At 36.9% G+C, this 17,015-nt stretch carries 17 protein-coding genes and 1 pseudogene; 9 read left to right on the forward strand and 9 right to left on the reverse strand.

From position 1 onward, the window contains the following. Nucleotides 1-54 precede the first annotated feature (54 nt). The gene (locus IGJ53_RS07600; RefSeq protein ID WP_010732626.1) at nucleotides 55-930 is read right to left on the reverse strand and encodes a MurR/RpiR family transcriptional regulator; all 876 of its coding nucleotides are present in this window, start codon (nucleotides 928-930) and stop codon (nucleotides 55-57) included. A gap of 206 nt (nucleotides 931-1,136) precedes the next feature. On the opposite strand from IGJ53_RS07600, the gene IGJ53_RS07605 reads away from it, so the two are divergent. From IGJ53_RS07605 to IGJ53_RS07645, 9 genes are all read left to right on the forward strand, one after another. Beyond that, nucleotides 1,137-2,168, forward strand: coding sequence for a Gfo/Idh/MocA family oxidoreductase (locus IGJ53_RS07605; RefSeq protein WP_438749973.1), 1,032 nt, complete (start codon nucleotides 1,137-1,139; stop codon nucleotides 2,166-2,168). 96 nt (nucleotides 2,169-2,264) lie between these two features. Further along, nucleotides 2,265-2,570: a hypothetical protein gene (locus IGJ53_RS07610; protein WP_002400196.1), complete on the forward strand. Its 306-nt coding sequence runs from the start codon at nucleotides 2,265-2,267 to the stop codon at nucleotides 2,568-2,570. A gap of 186 nt (nucleotides 2,571-2,756) precedes the next feature. Further along, entirely contained in the window at nucleotides 2,757-4,772 is a 2,016-nt protein-coding gene (locus tag IGJ53_RS07615; protein ID WP_259741831.1) for a BglG family transcription antiterminator, read from the forward strand. A 1-nt stretch (nucleotide 4,773) separates the two neighbouring features. Continuing rightward, nucleotides 4,774-5,058, forward strand: a complete 285-nt coding sequence (locus tag IGJ53_RS07620; protein WP_002315031.1) for a PTS sugar transporter subunit IIB — start codon at nucleotides 4,774-4,776, stop codon at nucleotides 5,056-5,058. Nucleotides 5,059-5,083: 25 nt separating this feature from the next. Then, the gene (locus tag IGJ53_RS07625) at nucleotides 5,084-6,460 is read left to right on the forward strand and encodes a PTS ascorbate transporter subunit IIC (RefSeq protein ID WP_010732629.1); all 1,377 of its coding nucleotides are present in this window, start codon (nucleotides 5,084-5,086) and stop codon (nucleotides 6,458-6,460) included. A gap of 620 nt (nucleotides 6,461-7,080) precedes the next feature. Continuing rightward, nucleotides 7,081-7,323, forward strand: coding sequence for a hypothetical protein (locus IGJ53_RS07630; protein WP_010732630.1), 243 nt, complete (start codon nucleotides 7,081-7,083; stop codon nucleotides 7,321-7,323). A gap of 70 nt (nucleotides 7,324-7,393) precedes the next feature. Further along, a complete protein-coding gene (locus IGJ53_RS07635) occupies nucleotides 7,394-7,726 on the forward strand; it encodes a hypothetical protein (protein WP_002309277.1) in 333 nt (110 codons plus the stop codon). A 25-nt stretch (nucleotides 7,727-7,751) separates the two neighbouring features. After that, nucleotides 7,752-7,994, forward strand: coding sequence for a hypothetical protein (locus IGJ53_RS07640; RefSeq protein ID WP_002329193.1), 243 nt, complete (start codon nucleotides 7,752-7,754; stop codon nucleotides 7,992-7,994). 123 nt (nucleotides 7,995-8,117) lie between these two features. Next, entirely contained in the window at nucleotides 8,118-9,062 is a 945-nt protein-coding gene (locus IGJ53_RS07645; RefSeq protein WP_002400190.1) for an L-lactate dehydrogenase, read from the forward strand. 661 nt (nucleotides 9,063-9,723) lie between these two features. On the opposite strand, the gene IGJ53_RS07650 is transcribed toward IGJ53_RS07645, so the two are convergent. From IGJ53_RS07650 to IGJ53_RS07685, 8 genes and pseudogenes are all read right to left on the reverse strand, one after another. Beyond that, the gene (locus IGJ53_RS07650; RefSeq protein ID WP_002400189.1) at nucleotides 9,724-10,122 is read right to left on the reverse strand and encodes a type II toxin-antitoxin system death-on-curing family toxin; all 399 of its coding nucleotides are present in this window, start codon (nucleotides 10,120-10,122) and stop codon (nucleotides 9,724-9,726) included. Beyond that, a complete protein-coding gene (locus tag IGJ53_RS07655; protein ID WP_002289715.1) occupies nucleotides 10,119-10,355 on the reverse strand; it encodes an AbrB/MazE/SpoVT family DNA-binding domain-containing protein in 237 nt (78 codons plus the stop codon). Before IGJ53_RS07655 ends, IGJ53_RS07650 begins: the two co-directional genes overlap by 4 nt. A 153-nt stretch (nucleotides 10,356-10,508) precedes the next feature. Beyond that, entirely contained in the window at nucleotides 10,509-10,793 is a 285-nt protein-coding gene (locus IGJ53_RS07660) for a hypothetical protein (protein ID WP_002400186.1), read from the reverse strand. A gap of 170 nt (nucleotides 10,794-10,963) precedes the next feature. After that, a pseudogene (locus IGJ53_RS07665) lies at nucleotides 10,964-13,067 on the reverse strand (DNA topoisomerase). A 174-nt stretch (nucleotides 13,068-13,241) separates the two neighbouring features. Then, nucleotides 13,242-13,652 (reverse strand): VOC family protein, encoded by a 411-nt coding sequence (locus IGJ53_RS07670; protein WP_002299733.1) that lies wholly within the window; start codon nucleotides 13,650-13,652, stop codon nucleotides 13,242-13,244. Nucleotides 13,653-13,770: 118 nt separating this feature from the next. Next, nucleotides 13,771-14,934 (reverse strand): LCP family protein, encoded by a 1,164-nt coding sequence (locus tag IGJ53_RS07675; RefSeq protein ID WP_259741833.1) that lies wholly within the window; start codon nucleotides 14,932-14,934, stop codon nucleotides 13,771-13,773. 177 nt (nucleotides 14,935-15,111) lie between these two features. Further along, complete coding sequence (gene aroE, locus IGJ53_RS07680; protein WP_438749977.1) at nucleotides 15,112-15,966, reverse strand: shikimate dehydrogenase; 855 nt, start codon at nucleotides 15,964-15,966, stop codon at nucleotides 15,112-15,114. Nucleotides 15,967-16,244: 278 nt separating this feature from the next. After that, entirely contained in the window at nucleotides 16,245-17,015 is a 771-nt protein-coding gene (locus IGJ53_RS07685; RefSeq protein WP_002309294.1) for an ABC transporter ATP-binding protein, read from the reverse strand.

Genomic DNA, 17,015 nt, shown 5'->3' on the forward strand with positions numbered 1-17,015 from the left:
AAAAAGAAAACTTCAGCCAGTCTATATTTATAACGATATCAAAGAAAGCTTGTCTCAATTTTTCCGATATTCTTTAAGAAGGCCTTTTTGCATCAATTCTTGTTTGTTTTTCAAGTTGCGGATATTCTTTTCAAAATTTTGAGAATATATCACTGAGAATAACGTATTTAATACGTAATCGAAGGCAATTTGAGAGGAGAAAGTCGCTACTTTAGCAAAATCATATTCCTCCTGCGATATAACAAGACACATATCAGCCTGTTTGGCCATTTCTGAATGCTGATTTCCGGTAATCAATAATGTTGGAGCTCCTACATGCTTTAGATAGGTCATGATCCGTTCATAATGATGGATACGACCGCTGTAGCTAATAAAAACTGCGCAATCCTCGCTAGTTAAATTGGCTGCATTCCAAGAAGAATCACTATATTCTTCGGCCAAGATCAAAAATTTATTCAACTTGACCATTTTATTCTGGAACTTCCTTGCCGTGATTTGGGAATCGCCTTTTGCAAAAAGAAAAATTCGCTGTGCGTTGTTCAATACTTTACTGATGGTATCCAAATCTTGATGCTCGATCTGCAATTGCGCTTTTTTTATTGACTGGATCGACAAATCTGCCATTTTCTTTGCAATTTGCTGTGTGTTATCTTCACTTGAAAAAGGAAAATTAGGATCGACTGTTTGATTAAACTGGGCAATCAATTGATGAACTTCCCGTCCTAATTCGAAACGAAATTCTTTAAATCCGCTGAAGCCCATTTTTTTGCATAAACGAATAATAGCTGAATGGGAAGTATACGTAGCTTTTGCTAATTCTTCAATCGTCATGTAGACTGCGGCTTCGATATTCCTCCGAATGTAATCAGCAATCCGTTTCTCTGTCGTGGTAAACAACTCTTGTTTGGTTAATTTTTCTTCAATAAGCATGATCTGACCTCCAAATTCTATCTTACTGATAAATGCTTGGTTCCGCCACTCTCTTTTTGATTTTTTACCTTACTTTGAACATAAATTTCACCAAACCAAATGATAACAAATGTTTTTCTGAACTTTTTTGCCAGAATGGCTATTATAGACACTTTCTATATTTTTCTAAGATATACTGAAAACAACAATAAAAGGAGGCACAAATCATGCTTACAATCGCTTATCTCGGCAATGGAAAGAGTACAAATCGCTATCATTTGCCATTTTCGAGAAAACTTACGGACAAAATCAATATCAAAAAAATTTTTTCCCCATCTAAACCAGTATGGGAAACATTTGAAGACATCGAATATACCGATCAGCTGTCTGATCTTTGGAATGATCCTGAGATCCAATTAGTTGTCATTACTACACCAAGTCAATTTCATTATGAATATGGAAAAATGGCACTCGAACATGGAAAGAATGTATTGGTAGAAAAACCTTTTGCAGAAACGTCAAAGGAAGCAGAAGAGTTATTTGCATTAGCAAAAGAAAAAGGGCTATTTATCCAATGTTACCAAAACAGACGGTTCGATTCTGACTTCTTGACAGTCCAAAAAGTAATCGAAAGCGGAAAATTAGGGGATATTTTAGAAGTAGAAATGCATTACGATTATTTCAGACCAGAAGTACCAGAAAATACGCATGAATTTTCTACTGCAAACAGCTATTTATATGGACATGCTTGTCATACAGTAGACCAAGTTCTTTCTTATTTCGGCGAACCAGATGATATTCGTTATGATGTTCGTCAACTATTAGGGAAAGGACGAATGAATGATTACTTCGATCTGGACTTTTTCTACGGAAACATGAAAATTTCGATAAAATCCAGCTATTTCCGTATCAAAGAACGTCCGAGTTTCGTCGTTTATGGAAAAAAGGGGATGTTCGTGAAACAAACGAAAGATCGGCAAGAAGAACATCTTAAAATGTTTTATATGCCTGATCATGAAGACTTTGGGATCGACTTGCCCGAGCACTACGGTGTATTGACTTATATAGATGAACAAGGCGATTATCATGAAGAAAAAGTGATTTCCGAGGTTGGTGATTACAGTCGCGTCTACGAAGGCATTTACGAGACATTAGTCAATGGTACAAAAAAAGTCATTAAAGATGAAGAAACAATCTTACAGATGAAAATTTTGGAAGAAGGAATCAAAGGCATTCAAGAATCAGAAGGTAAAAGATGAAAACATGACATATTTGTAAGAATCGGGTTTGTTTTTTGACGCACAAACTGTCTTATTGTACGATGAAAAAGTATAGAATTACTAGGAGGAACCAATATGACAAATTATGATGGTGAAAAACACAAACGATTAAGAGGTTCTATGGCCCCTAAAACGGAAGAGGAAGTAGCTCTAGCAGGTACTAATTCTGGTGAAACAGAAGATAAAGAAGAATCATTAGCTGGCACAAACTCCGGTGAAACAGAAAACAAAGAAACAGCTTTATCCGGTTCCAATTCTGTAGAAGAAGAATCAGAGTCTAACGAACCTAATCGCTTTGAAAAAGATATCGAAAAAGCGGTTGAAGAGGTCAAAGAAAAATTTGAAGAACTGACTTCAAAAAAGAAACACGATCATCATTGATCGAGCGAAATTGATTGAAATTGATTCATAAAAGCAGGGAGCCATTTGGTCACCTGCTTTTTTTCTGTAACTCGATAGAGGTCGTTTGGTACAGTCGTAAAAAAAATCTAACTGTAAGTTGTACCAAACAACCCTCGATTTAAAAGCGGTATCATACTAGAATACAAATAGGAGGTGAACAGCGCTGTGAACTACAAAATTAGTTATCTCCTGAAAACACCCAGAGAAATCAGTCTAGAAAAAGCAGCCGAGATCATCGAAGTAAATATAAACGAGGCAATCAAACAACTTGCTCCCTTTGCCGAGTATATGGATGAGACTTATATCCGTCTGAAAAAATTTCGAGCGATCGACTGGGCAGAAAAATACGTGAATATCACTCGCTTTGAAGCGGTGTACACCGAACAAGAGCGTAGAGATCTTCTTTATTTGATGGTCTATTCGAATACCATACCTATTTCTGTATTTCATTTTCAAGACTTTCTTCAGGTTTCTAAAGGAACAGTCCTATCGGATATCAAAAAAGTAAGAAAGGAATTAGAAGGGGAAGAATGTCAGCTGACATATACTAGAAAAGCAGGCTTTAGGCTACTGGGGTCAGAAGTGATATTGAGAAGGGAAGCAAAAAATCGCACCGCTCATTTAATGCAATCGCTTGCTGGAAGATTTGGTCTCACGTATTTAACCGCAATGCTCTCTCTTGATTGTTATGCAAAAGCCAGAGATTTGTTAGACAGCACAATCTCTCTATCAGATCTTCGCTTTGCACCCAATCGAATGGATGAGTTAGCGTATTATTTAAGTTTGACCACTAATCGAATTGGGAAAATATCTGTAGAAAAGGTAAAAGATGCTGAACTTTTAGCTTCTCTTGCAATCAATGACATCAGCCGACAAATATTGACTGGCTTAGGCTATTCCGAATATCTAGAGTCAGAGATTCTATTTTTCTCTCTTTGCTTAGCCTCAATTGTTGAAGGAGATATCCAGGAGCCTGCGCTTGATTTTTTGCTGGAATGTTCTTCAGAAGTCATCCATCGCATGGAATTCCTGATGGCCATAGAATTTGATTCATTTCGTGAATTATTGATGAATGTCTTTTATCACTTGGTACCTGCCTATTTTCGTATCTCTTATTCTTTTTACTTGCCAAATGTGATGATCAATCAAATCAAACATCAATATGCTTCCATCTATGAAATGACAAGAAAAGCATTGCGTCCGTTAGAAAAACGGATAGGAAAGAGCATCCCTGAAGAAGAGGTTGGGTTTTTCACTATACTATTCGGCGGAGAAATAAGAAAAGTAGATGAAGAAGAGAGAAACAGAAAAATAAGAGCCGTGATCGTCTGTCCAAGTGGCATTAGCTCTTCATTGATCTTAAAAAGCGAACTTCAGCAATTATTCCCGATGATCCTTTTTACAGAGACCAATTCAGCTGATCGCTTGCATGAGATTGACGGAACTTCCTACGATATTGTTTTTTCTACTGTGCCTCTTACGCTTACGAATAAGAAAAAGTCACTATATGTCCTACAACCAATCATGACTGACTTGGAAAAAAACCAACTGATCAATCAAGTACAAAGAGATTGGCTGATACCAGGATTCTCCATGCCTTCTGCTCAAGAATTGCTAGCTGCGCTACTTCCATATATCGAATTAAAAGAAGGTGTAGATGAAGAAAAGCTCTATCAAGTCTTAAATCGTAAAATGAACAAACTTTTAGAAAAGAAGGAGGATCAACGTCCTATGCTATCTGAATTATTAACAGAAGAAATGATCCAATTATCCGATCAACCAAAAAACTGGCAAGAAGCAATCACACTTGCCGCACAGCCACTATTATTAAAGAATAAAATAGAGGAGAGTTATATCAAAGCGATGATTGAACGTGTGGAGCAGTATGGTGCGTTTATCCACATCGGCGACCACATCGCACTGCCGCATGCTCGTCCGGAAGACGGTGTAAACGAAGTAGGGATGTCTTTGCTGAAACTTCAACAACCAGTTGATCTAATCGATGATCCTGCTCATCCCATCAGCTTATTTATCTGTTTAGCCGCTATCGATAACGAGGCACATCTTCGGGCGTTGGCAAATTTAACCAAGCTGCTTTCTAATAAACAAAATCTTCAAGAGCTATTACAAGCCTCAACAAAAGAAGAAATACTAGCAATCATAAAAAAGGGAGACGAATAACATGAAAATTTTTGCAGTGTGTCAAAGTGGATTAGGAACAAGTTTTATGGTAGAGATGAACATCAAACAAGCTCTTGCAGATCTTGGAGCAGATGTGGACGATTTCGAAGTAAGTCATACGGATGTTGGGAGTGTATCTAGCGATATGGCGGATTATTTCTTCATTGAACATTCTTTGAAAGATACACTTACTTCTATACCGGATGAAAAACTCGTGCCGTTGCAATCGATCATCGACAGTGATGAAGTAAAAGAAAAAGTAGGACAAATCTTGTCAAAAGAATAAAAATGATTCAAGGGAGGAAATATCAATGGATAAATTGTTGAATTTGTTTGTTTCAATCGTCAGTCAGCCCTCCATCCTCGTTTCTCTGATTGCGCTGCTTGGGCTTGTTCTGCAAAAAAAGAAATTTTCAGAAGTAATCCAAGGAACCATCAAAACATTTGTCGGATTCTTAGTATTGATTGGCGGCGCTGGACTGATCAGTAATTCATTAACCCCTTTCGCTTCGATGTTCCAAACGGCTCTGCATACCCAAGGCGTGGTTCCAAGCAATGAAGCAGTAGTGGCAATTGCTTTACAACAATTCGGGACACCTACTGCCTTGATCATGCTAGTAGGGATGATCGTGAATATTCTACTTGCTCGATTCACAAGATATAAATTTATTTTTCTTACAGGTCAAGCGATGCTTTATGTTTCTTGTCTGACAGCAGTCATTTTAGTAAGCGCTGGATTTACTGCAAACGTGTGGATGATCTTATTAGGAGGGATTTTTGAAGGAACACTATTAACTATTACGCCCGCTCTTTGTCAACCATTCATGAAAAACATTACTGGGAACAACCAAGTTGCGCTGGGGCATACCGGCAATATCGGTTACGCGTCTAGCGGGTGGATCGGTAAGTTCTTTGGAAATAAAGACCGCTCTACGGAGGACATAAAGATTCCTAAAAGTTTCAGTTTTTTGCGAGATTCTACTGTATCGATCATGCTCTTGATGTCAATCGTATATGTCGCACTTGCCTTATTAGCAGGTCCTGGATTTGTTGAAAGAGAATTAAGCAATGGAGACAACGCTGTGATCTTTGCATTGATCCAAGCTGGAACATTTACAGCAGGGTTTGTTATCGTCCTTCAAGGGGTTCGGATGGTGTTGGCAGAAATCGTTCCAGCATTCCAAGGAATCGCTAAAAAGCTTGTACCTGATTCTAAACCAGCGTTAGATGTCCCTATCGTTTTTCCATATGCACCTAATGCTGTATTGATTGGTTTTTTTGTCAGCTTCTTTGTAGGAACGCTATCGATGTTTGCCATGATAGGCTTACAGACTACAGTCATCATCCCTGGAGTAGTTGGCCATTTCTTCTGCGGAGCTGCTTCTGGTGTTTTCGGCAACTCGACTGGCGGTAGAAGAGGGGCGGTATTAGGTTCTGCTTTCAATAGCTTATTGATTAGTTGGTTGCCATTATTTATCCTTCCGGTATTAGGAGATCTTAAAATCGCTTCTTCTACATTTGCCGATACTGATTATCTAGTACCAGGACTTGTACTTGGGAAACTAGGAGAATACGGTCAAATGGCATTGACAGTCGGAATCATCGCTTTCTTTTTACTTGTCGTATTATCTAGCTTTCTTTTTGCCGGAAAAAAAAGAACAAACATTGTTTCTAAAGAACAGAATTAAGCAAGCTTCAAAATAAAAACTGCTTGGACAATATCAGAAGACGATTTAATGTTTTCTGATATGTCGCAAGCAGTTTTTTGTTTTATGCATTTATTGAAAGACTTATCCGTGTATTAACTAAACTCAATCAATAGAAGAAGAAAAAAGTTGATGGCACCATATAGGAGATAAGTTGCTATAAATAGATGTTTTAGTAGTGGCTGTTTCCACTTTTGCCTTCTTTTCATTTGATAAATACTCACTAGTAAGCATACAGTGATGATAGATACGCTGATCTTTCTAACTTGGAAGATTAGCGTCCATAGATGGGAATCCATTGTTAATTGGACACGTGGCAGAAAAAAATAGAGTACACTCAAAAAGACATACTTTATCCAAGATGAACCATTGGACTTATTCTTCATAATATTCACTCATTTCAATAGATTAGTCAGACAGATAGACTTTTGTTTAGTACATCTCATAAGGTATATCTGATACTAGTGTACTCATTTCTTATCTTTCAATAAACATATAGGAGGAACAGTTTTTTCATAAATAAGAAAAAGCAGTTCCTTTTTTAAACTTCTTTTATTGTATCCTTTAGATAATGTGATTGAAGAAGGGAGGAGGAGATGAAAATGGTAAAGGCTTGGTTGAGTGGTTTGGCTGCTTACAGCGTTGTTGGACAAACTGATTTATTTTCTGCGTTCGCTATGTACTTGTCTAAGTATCGTTTTGTGTTATTAGGTGCTCTTTTTTTCGTGATTCTATTAACTGTTCTGTTGAGCAAAAAGATGTCCGCAAGTTCAAGTACGAAGAGTAAAGCACCTGGTAATAAGGGTTTTCAGAAGCAGCAGCAATATAAAAACTATCGTAAGTGATATTTTCTATCTCTTTAAAGAAATCAAAGGATGATACGGCAACTATTTACTATTTACAATGAGGTGAAGCATGGGAAATTTTGCATTTATCATAACTTTTTTAAGCGAATTTGCTGTCTTAGCACAAAATGAAGGAACTGGTATTTTTGCCACCTTCGTTGCTATGTATCTCATCCGATACGGATTGTCCACGTTTTTTGCCGTCTATCTGTTCATTTTTATCGTCAAACAGTTCTATGAATATCTAAAAGGCACCAGTATACGAAAAAACAAACGCCGATTTAAAAGACAGTTAGCTGCATCCTATAAAATACAAAAGAAAACGATCCAAGAAAATTACGAAAAAGGATTGACTGATACGGATAAAGTAAAGAAAAACGTTTATAACAAAACAAAACTTTAGATGGGACAATGAGGGAGCAGAGCAAATGGATATAGGGATTTCAATCGTAAATGAAGGGATATTGATTTTAGGTGCGATTGGCTTTTTATTATGGTTAATTATTTTTGGCTTGGTTTTATTTTCAGTTCTAAAGCGTACAAGGAAAAAGTATAGCTTTGATAAAGGTGGAGCTAAAGTAGCTCCATTAGTGATAGCGTTAGTACTTTTAGTTGTGTTAGCAGGGTACATGGGTGTAATCGTTTATCAGTTATCTGTTGTACGTATTTAGGAATTCGTTTCCATCAAAAATTATAATAACAACTATTATAATTAACATATTGATAAAATGAATAAACAAGACTATAATTTCCATGAAAGTAACAAATAGTTATGAAAAAGGAGCTGTTTATTCATGAAAAAAACAAGTCGTAAAGTAGTAATCGTCGGTACAGGTTTTGTTGGAACAAGTATCGCTTATGCAATGATCAACCAAGGAATCTCTAATGAATTAGTCTTGATCGATGTGAACCAAGAAAAAGCAGAAGGGGAAGCACTGGATCTATTAGATGGTATGGCTTGGGGCGATGAAAACGTTGCTGTGTGGTCAGGCGGTTATGAAGAATGTAAAGATGCAGATATCGTTGTTATCACAGCTGGTATCAACCAAAAACCTGGTCAATCTCGTTTAGATTTAGTTAAGACAAATGCGTCAATCATGCGCCAAATCGTCAAAGAAATCATGGGCTCAGGATTCGACGGAATTATCGTTGTTGCTTCAAACCCAGTAGATATTTTAACATATATCGCTTGGAACGAATCAGGCCTGCCAACATCACGTGTTATCGGTACTGGTACAACATTGGATACAACTCGTTTCCGTAAAGAAATCGCATTGAAATTAAAAGTAGACCCACGTAGCGTTCACGGCTATATCTTAGGTGAACATGGTGATTCAGAAGTTGCTGCATGGTCACATACAACTGTTGGTGGTAAACCAGTTTTTGAAATCGTAGAAAAAGATCATCGTATCGCTAAAGACGAATTAGATGTAATTGCTGATAAAGTTCGTAATGCTGCTTATGAGATCATTGATCGTAAAAAAGCAACTTATTATGGTATTGGTATGAGTACTGCACGTATCGTAAAAGCTATCTTGAATAACGAACAAGCTGTATTGCCTGTATCTGCTTACTTAACTGGTGAATATGACGAAAAAGATATCTTTACAGGTGTGCCATCAATCGTTGACGAAAATGGTGTTCGTGAAGTTGTTGAATTATCCATCAACGAAGAAGAAAAAGCAATGTTCAGCAAATCAACAAGTGCTTTAAGAGAAGTATTGAACACTGTATTATAAGAAATAATGAGTAAGAACTAAAAAATCAAAACCTGCTTAACAGCTGAAATATCTGTTAAGCAGGTTTTTTATTGATATCTATAGGTAAGCAAATAAACAGAATGATTATAATTGATCCGGTCGAAAATGATCCATACGTATGAAATGTAATCTGCTGATTAAATAATCGAATCGATATCAATGACAACTAAACTTAAGTAAATGATTTATCTATGTGATTAAAAATCCTTCAGTGATGGCAAACACAAATACAGTGAGTCATAATCTGATGAACTGTATAAAGAAAATGGTTTTTTATCATTTAATTAAACGCTAAAAAAGTAAGAAAAACTGCAAAATTTTTTTATAATTTTGCACAAGTAGATTTTGATGGAAAAATGATGATTTTTGATAAAAAACCGTTCGAGAGAGGTTTATTATTTTCTAAATCTACTTTGTATAATATATATTATGTAAACTAAAATATATAAAAAATCAGTCCACTAGTTCTAAACCACTATTTCCTGCTATTCGCTCTTTTGTATTCCTTTTAAATCAATTATTTCAATAATTAATCCATATTTTTATGAAAAAACTATTTTGTATGAACAACCATACAAAAAAATCAGCATGTTCCTTAATGACATGCTGATCTAATTGAGAAATAAAGTTTTTAATTCGTTCATTTTATTGCGGTTTGTCGTAAATAATTGGTTATCTTGGACTTTAGTGAATCGAAATCCAATGAACTAGTGGTAATCATTATGATAAAATCAACAGCTTCTTGACGAGAAAAAGCAACTGGACAATTATTCAATTGAAGAAACAACAACATGGCAACAAGAGCCGTTCGTTTATTGCCATTATGAAAAGGATGTTTTTTAGCTAAATTAATTGCTAAAATCGCCGCTTTTTCATAGACTTCGGGATAGAGTTCTTGATTAAATACCGCTTGTGAAGGCTGTTTAACAGCCATATCTAATGCATTGGCATCTTTTACACCAATCATTTCGCCTGGTGAGTAACGTAAAATAACTTTTGCGTTGATTTTGATAATTTCTTTAGTCGAAAGATACCTCATAAATCAACCAAATCTTTTAACGCGTCTTCATATTGATTCATGATCGAATCAACTAACGAATCAATATCAGGTTCTTCTTGCGCTTTGATCATTCGTACAGAACCATCAGATTGAAAAACATAACTGATTGCGTCACCTGTCTGCACACCCATGAATTCTTTTACTTCTGGTGGGATAGTTGTTACATCGCTATTGCCAGATTTTCTAATTTTATACTTTTTCATTTTTTTCATATTTCGCCACCCTCTATACCATTCTATAGTAAGTACATTATATCCAAGTATATACATTTAATCAATGTATATACTATTGATTTACTTTTTCTTACGAAAAAATGACAAAGAAAAAAGTTTGTGACATGACTTTTGTCACAAACTCTCGTATTCTTAACCAAAATATTGATGGAATACTTGTGTAATAACTGGTAGGAAATAAATAATAATCATAGCCGCTACCACCATCAACAATTGTTTACGCTGTTTCTTTCGCTTCAATATGCTTGTCGTTTTATGAAAAAAATAAGTAGCGCTTTTAGCTCCTGCAGTCAAAGTCGATAAAATCAGCGTTGGTGAATATGCTGTTTGATTGTGCGTCAATGACAACAACTTCGTCCCGTAATCAGGATACTTTAGAAATGCTTGATACACAGCCACAATCGTGATTGCTCCCATAAGATAATTTAAAAATGAATGCACTTTTTTCAAATAAAAAAACTCCTTGCTATCTATATAAAATCAGCCTACCCTAACTTTTTTGCTTGATTGACTGATATTTTTTAGTTTTATTGATATTTATATTCTCACTTTTCGGAATAAATATTCTGCTATTTCATTGTTTTCATTTACTCTACTTCGTTTTCATTATTTTTTCTTGATGTTTCTTTGTTTCCATCAACTGCTTTTGTTCCGCTGTTTTCGATCCAAGGAAAAGAAAAACCAATCGTCATATCTTCTTTTAATACTAAAACTGCATCGAATTTTCCTTTTTTACCAGTAAAACCTTTGACAACTTTACTTGTCTTTCCTTTTGAAAGCAAATCTCTGAGATTCGTTTTAGTCAGCTTCTTTTTAGCTACTGTTGGCCACAATTTGAAGTCGCATTCCGGGTTCAAGCATGTAGCGATTTTAGGATAAAGCATGACTGTCCCTTTTTTACATTTTGGACATCTTCCTAATTGATCGTTTTTCTTCTCCATCGCTTTTATCTGGCGTGTTCCGCTGATCTCATCTGAAAAATCTACCTTATCGATTTGATTAGGTACTCCTGCCAATAAATGTAAGATGAATTTTTTGATGTTTTCTAAAAAAACAGATGGCGTCCCTTCTTGGTTACCAATTTTTCTCAAGTATCCTTCCCAGCGTGCAGTCATTTCTGCACTTGTCAGCAATGGTTCATTAGCTACTGCCTTACAAAGAGTGATTCCTTTTGGCGTAACGATTATTTCGTTTTTATTGACTTCGATGTAATGTTTCTGCTTAAGATTTTCAATGATATTGGCCCGTGTAGCTTCTGTTCCTATTCCTTCTACTTCTTTGAGGATTTCTTGTGCTTCATCATTATCCAGCGTTTTTCCCGCAGTTTTCATTGCTGTGATCAAGGTTCCTTCGGTATAGGGTTTCGGAGGTTGTGTTTCTTTCTCCATACTTTTCAGCTCTACTTCTGCTTCTTCATTTTCTACGATAGGAGGAAGAGTCTGAGCTTCTTTCTTTTTTGACTTGATGCGCAAGATTTCCTGCCACCCTTGCTGTAATGGGATCTTTCCGATGCTTTTTAGCTTTAATTGCTGTACACCTGTCATTACAGTCGTCTCTTCATAAATATAATCTGCGGCAAACATAGCCACAGTGGTACGTAAGACTTGTAAATAGATTGCTTGCTGTAATTTAGATAGCTTCGCAAAGCGTGCAGGAGTCGGAATCGTCTTTGTCGGAATGATTGCGTGATGTTCTTGAACTTTTTTCGCATCGACATACCGTTTCTTTGCTCTGATCTCAGTTGTCTGTACTTCTTCTATTCCTAAAAACTTTTTATAGTTTTGCAGATGTTTAACTAGATACTGATGCTCATTTTCTGTGATGTAAAAGGAATCCGTTCTTGGATAGCTTAGAAACTTGCTTTCATACAGTCCTTGAGCAGCATCAAGTGTGGCTTTAGCACTTGCTTTCATTAGCTGATTCATCTTTGTCTGCAAACTAGATAGCGAAAATAAACGTGGGCTATGCAACCTCTTTTCCTTTTTCGTAACTTCAAGAATCCGTCCGTTTTGCTTACCTAAATGCGCTCCGAGTTTCTCTATTTCCTTCGTTAACTCTTCTTGGGTTTTAAATGCTTTTTTTGGTACGATTTTTCCAGAAAACTGTCCTTTGTTTGTCGTAATTAAACCTTCTCCTTCAAAGTAGGTTTCTTTTTTGAAGTGTTTGATTTCTTCTTGCAGCTGATAAATCATATAGAGTGTCGGCGTTTGTACACGACCAAGAGAAAAACTGCCATCAATCCCTTTTCGTTGAAGCAGTAAGCTATATAATGGGCTTCCGTTCATTCCAATCAGCCAATCAGCATTTAGAAAATGCGTTTGCTTGTCGAATAATCGACCACGCGATGGCTTCACCTTCTCGATCACCATCTGTTGCAATAATGATGGTATCGGCTGACTGCAATTCTCGTTTTACGATCGAAAATTGTGCACGTTTGTCCATTGGAACTTCGTAACGGAAGGTTTCTGGGAAAATAGGCAAATTTTCTAAAGACCATTTTGCCCAACGCTCTTCATAAGCTCCTGGAGCAACCATATCTACCAAATGTCCAAAACCATAAGTGATGGTTACTTCACCAGCAAACAATGGATCGCTGATTTCATAATACCCTTCATGCCGCTTTCGCTGTTGGAAGGTTTCGGCATAGGCTTTTGCTTGTGAAGGTTTTTCAGCTAGTATTACCGTCTTCATCTTCTAACCTCCGTTACTTGATTTTTTGCGGACTTCTCTATTATGGAACATATTTTCGCATCTGGCAATAAAAAAAAGATACCGTATAGTCGAAATAGGCACAAAAAACATCAAGCAAACAAACGATGTTCCGTTTGCTGCTTGATGTTTCCAGAAAATACTCATCTTTAGCTGTCACTCTTGGTTAATCTGCCAGTTGATGCCAAATCGATCAGTTACCATCCCATACAACTGAGCCCACGGAACAGCATCCAGCGGCATCTCAATCTTACCACCCTCAGCTAAGCTTTCAAATAGACGCTTCGTTTCTTCTTCATTTCTTGTTTGGATGACTAAAGAAACATTATTTCCAACAACTAATTCAGGACCAATTCCTTCTGGCGTATCTGCAAACATAACTAATGTATCATAAATGTTCAACCGTGCATTCGTGATTAGATTTTTTGCTTCTTCTGGCAAGTTCATTTGTTCTATTCCAGGCATTTCACCGTATGTGGTGATACCTGATGCTTCAGTCTCAAAAACTTTTTCATAAAAAGCGATGGCTTCACGAGACTCATTTTTGAAGTTCAGATAGATATCCAATGAAAACAGCTCCTTTCTTGGTTATAATCTACCATAAGAAAGCGTTTTTTACGAGTGAATCGTTTGATTGATTCATGAAAAAAGCCTTGCCATAGCTTCTTCTTGATCTTTTTTATGATCATTTATTCAAAAAATCTGTAATAGCAGATTGATTCATTTGATTATCAATTTCAAGAATACTTCCAGCATAATCACTTTGCCCATAATTCCACGAACCGTCTACTGGCACACTTATTCGATCAATGCCACCAGCTCCTCGTGCAATCGAAAAGAGGTTTTTCGTCAAGAACCAAGCAGTGACATCTGTGGATGTATACCCTAAAGCTTTACCAGCTGCATAAGGTGCACGGATCAGATTCAATGGATTCTTCAATTGGCTGAAAATAGCATTCATTACTTGTTGTTGGCGTCTGACACGGCCAAAGTCTCCTTCTTCATCCATTCGGAAACGTGCATATTGCAAAAGAACATGTCCATCCATCTTCTGGACCCCTTTTTTAATGTCTACACCATCCAGATTCAGATCTTTTTCTGCATCGATCTTCACTCCGTTCATGAATAAGGCATCGATCACTTTTTCAAACGATTTGAAATCGACTTTCGCATAGTATTGACAATCGATTCCAAAATTTTCTACTAAAGTTTGACGCACTAGATCGGCTCCTCCGTATGCATAAGCTGAATTGATCTTATTTTGTCCTACCCCTGGAATCGTAACGAAGCTGTCACGCATAAAAGAAATCAGTTTCGGCTTATGGGAAGGACCATCCAACTGTAAGACCATGATCGTATCGGCTCGCCCGGCATCTTCTCCGCGTGTATCACTCCCAAGAATCAAAATATTATGCGCACCATTCGTCGCTTTTTGCCCATGAAAGGTTTCTGAAGTCGCTGCCTCTAAGCTCGTGTCATGTTCAGCTACATATTTACCAATAAAAAATGAGATTCCTGAATAAAGGATCAAAACAAGCAAAATCGATAGAATGATTTTTTTCCACGATCGCTTTCTTCGAGGCTTCAACGGTTTGTTCTTTTTTTGCCGATTGAAAAATTTTTTATTTTTTTGTTGTTCTTCTGCTCTTGGTGCATCTCTATATATCTGTTGTTCGTGTTGGTTCAAATGTTCAAATGAGTGCTGCTCTCTTTCATCAATACGGGTAGCATCTTCCTCATTTTCCATACGCGTTCGTTTTCGTTCTCTTCTAGCAAAAATACTCCCCGTATCCCGCTTCAGAGGTTTCGCCTTCTTATGGATGTCCTTATAGCGATCCATCCGACTCATTGTGGTTCCTCCTCGTTTCTTACTGATAAATAAAGGATACGATAACCAATCGACAAAAGCCTATCATTTTTTGATAATTTAATAAAAAATAACGAAATAAATGCTTCGATACATAAAGGATTACTTTTCTTGAGACCGTTTATGCGAGAATAAAAAATCTTTATCTATTATCCTTTTTTATTCAAACAGCTTTTCAATCACATGGATCGGCATCTTTTCCTTTGTCCATAATTCAAACGCGATTGCTCCTTGGTAGATCAACATGCCAAGTCCATTGTATCCTTTTGCTCCTACTTTTTTTGCTTCTTTTAATAAACGTGTTTCTCTAGGTGCATAAATCAAATCAAAAACCGCTAGATTCTCATGCATCATGTTTATATCTAAGAGCGGTGACTGATTGATTTTCTTTCCCATCCCGATATCTGTTGCATTGACTAGAAGGCAGCTTTCTTTCAAGTCTTTTCTTAATTGATCCGTATCGGCAAAGTCACGAACTTTTATCTTACAAGAAGTTCGATAGCTGAGTTGTTCGAATGTTTCTTTTACTTGAGCGAATGTTTGGTTGTTTCGTTTATAAACTACGATTTCCTCAGCGCCGTCTAACGCTGCTTGAACAGTGACTGCCTTTGCTGCACCTCCAGCGCCCAGCAGAGTCATTTTTTTCTTTTCGATTGAAATCCCAGCTTCTTGCACAGATTGCATGAAGCCCGCACCATCGGTATTATAGCCAATCAAACGAGCCTTTTCGTGCACGATCGTATTCACTGCTCCGATCAATTGTGCTTCCTGACTTACCTCATCCAGGTAAGGAATAACCGCTGTTTTATTCGGCATCGAAAGGTTTACACCTAACATATCAAAAGTTTGAATACTTTCGACTGCTTGCTTCAAATTCATTGGATTTACTTTGAAAGCTAAATACACCGCATCGGTATCGTTTGCTTCAAAAGCAGTATTGTGCATCAATGGAGATAAACTGTGAGAAGCTGGATCAGCAAAGAGTCCAGCTAATTTGGTTTTTCCAGAAATCATCTTATTCCTCCTTTGTTCTTACTTCAATAAAAAAAGCCACTTAGCGTTTGATACGAAAAAGTACGAAACGTCTAGGTGGCAAAGTAGCAAAGTCTTTTCTCATCGTTCACTTGTCAGAGCAAAGAATATTCTATTTAATTGTTAAAATCATTGACTACGCGATCCTACAAAACACCCATATATGTTCAATTGTTTATTGTTTTAAGTATAGGATGAATCAAAGGAAGATGTCAATGAGTTTTCAAGTCCTTCTACTGGAAGGAGACTTTCTGTCGAAATCAATCCACTACTTCTTCAAAGAATTGCAAAAGGTCGCCCATTGTCAAATGTTGCTTTTCTTTTTCAGAAAGATCCTGAACGATTTTTCCTTTTTGAAGTACGATCAGACGATTTCCGTATTTCAAGGCGTCTTCCATTCGATGCGTGATCATGAGACAAGTCAATTTTTGTTCATTGATCCGCTGATTGGTTAACTGCATTAATGCTTTAGCTGTTTTAGGATCTAAAGCGGCAGTATGTTCATCTAATAACAGTAATTCTGGAGCCGTGATCGTCGCCATCAGCAAACTTAATGCTTGCCGTTGACCGCCAGATAATTCCCCTGCTGGAGTATCCAAATGTTGTTCTAGGCCATTACCTACTTCTTGACATAGTCTGAAAAAATCTTCTTTTTGATTTTTCAAGTTACGTAAACGGAATTTCCGCTTTTGCCCTCTTTTTTGTGCAAGCAGCAGATTTTCTGCTACAGTCATCCGGGGTGCCGTTCCCATCTTAGGGTCTTGGAAAACCCGAGAAAGGAATCGTGCTCTTTTTTCTTCTGAATCTTTTGTAATCAGCTGATCTTTAAAAGAGATCGATCCTTGACTAAGTTGAAGCGTACCAGCGATCGTATTGAACAGTGTGCTTTTTCCAGCACCATTCCCGCCAAGGACAGTGATGAAGTCCCCTTCTCTGATTGTAAGGTTGATTTCATCCAATAGTACTTTCTCTTCATTCATTCCATTGTTTACGACTTTTCTGCCATTTTTGATTGTCAATATATCTGTCAT

It is taken from the genome of Enterococcus sp. DIV1283b (assembly GCF_051710965.1).
In the GTDB taxonomy this organism is placed as follows: Bacteria; Bacillota; Bacilli; order Lactobacillales; family Enterococcaceae; genus Enterococcus_B; species Enterococcus_B lactis.

What these genes read in the sequence shown, in the direction of transcription:
- IGJ53_RS07600 (WP_010732626.1), bottom strand. Translation starts at nt 930, where the DNA reads ATGCTTATTGAAGAAAAATTAACCAAACAAGAGTTGTTTACCACGACA.
- IGJ53_RS07605 (WP_438749973.1), top strand. Translation starts at nt 1,137, where the DNA reads ATGCTTACAATCGCTTATCTCGGCAATGGAAAGAGTACAAATCGCTAT.
- IGJ53_RS07610 (WP_002400196.1), top strand. Translation starts at nt 2,265, where the DNA reads ATGACAAATTATGATGGTGAAAAACACAAACGATTAAGAGGTTCTATG.
- IGJ53_RS07620 (WP_002315031.1), top strand. Translation starts at nt 4,774, where the DNA reads ATGAAAATTTTTGCAGTGTGTCAAAGTGGATTAGGAACAAGTTTTATG.
- IGJ53_RS07625 (WP_010732629.1), top strand. Translation starts at nt 5,084, where the DNA reads ATGGATAAATTGTTGAATTTGTTTGTTTCAATCGTCAGTCAGCCCTCC.
- IGJ53_RS07630 (WP_010732630.1), top strand. Translation starts at nt 7,081, where the DNA reads ATGGTAAAGGCTTGGTTGAGTGGTTTGGCTGCTTACAGCGTTGTTGGA.
- IGJ53_RS07635 (WP_002309277.1), top strand. Translation starts at nt 7,394, where the DNA reads ATGGGAAATTTTGCATTTATCATAACTTTTTTAAGCGAATTTGCTGTC.
- IGJ53_RS07640 (WP_002329193.1), top strand. Translation starts at nt 7,752, where the DNA reads ATGGATATAGGGATTTCAATCGTAAATGAAGGGATATTGATTTTAGGT.
- IGJ53_RS07645 (WP_002400190.1), top strand. Translation starts at nt 8,118, where the DNA reads ATGAAAAAAACAAGTCGTAAAGTAGTAATCGTCGGTACAGGTTTTGTT.
- IGJ53_RS07650 (WP_002400189.1), bottom strand. Translation starts at nt 10,122, where the DNA reads ATGAGGTATCTTTCGACTAAAGAAATTATCAAAATCAACGCAAAAGTT.
- IGJ53_RS07655 (WP_002289715.1), bottom strand. Translation starts at nt 10,355, where the DNA reads ATGAAAAAAATGAAAAAGTATAAAATTAGAAAATCTGGCAATAGCGAT.
- IGJ53_RS07660 (WP_002400186.1), bottom strand. Translation starts at nt 10,793, where the DNA reads ATGGGAGCAATCACGATTGTGGCTGTGTATCAAGCATTTCTAAAGTAT.
- IGJ53_RS07675 (WP_259741833.1), bottom strand. Translation starts at nt 14,934, where the DNA reads ATGAGTCGGATGGATCGCTATAAGGACATCCATAAGAAGGCGAAACCT.
- aroE (WP_438749977.1), bottom strand. Translation starts at nt 15,966, where the DNA reads ATGATTTCTGGAAAAACCAAATTAGCTGGACTCTTTGCTGATCCAGCT.
- IGJ53_RS07685 (WP_002309294.1), bottom strand. Translation starts at nt 17,015, where the DNA reads ATGACAGATATATTGACAATCAAAAATGGCAGAAAAGTCGTAAACAAT.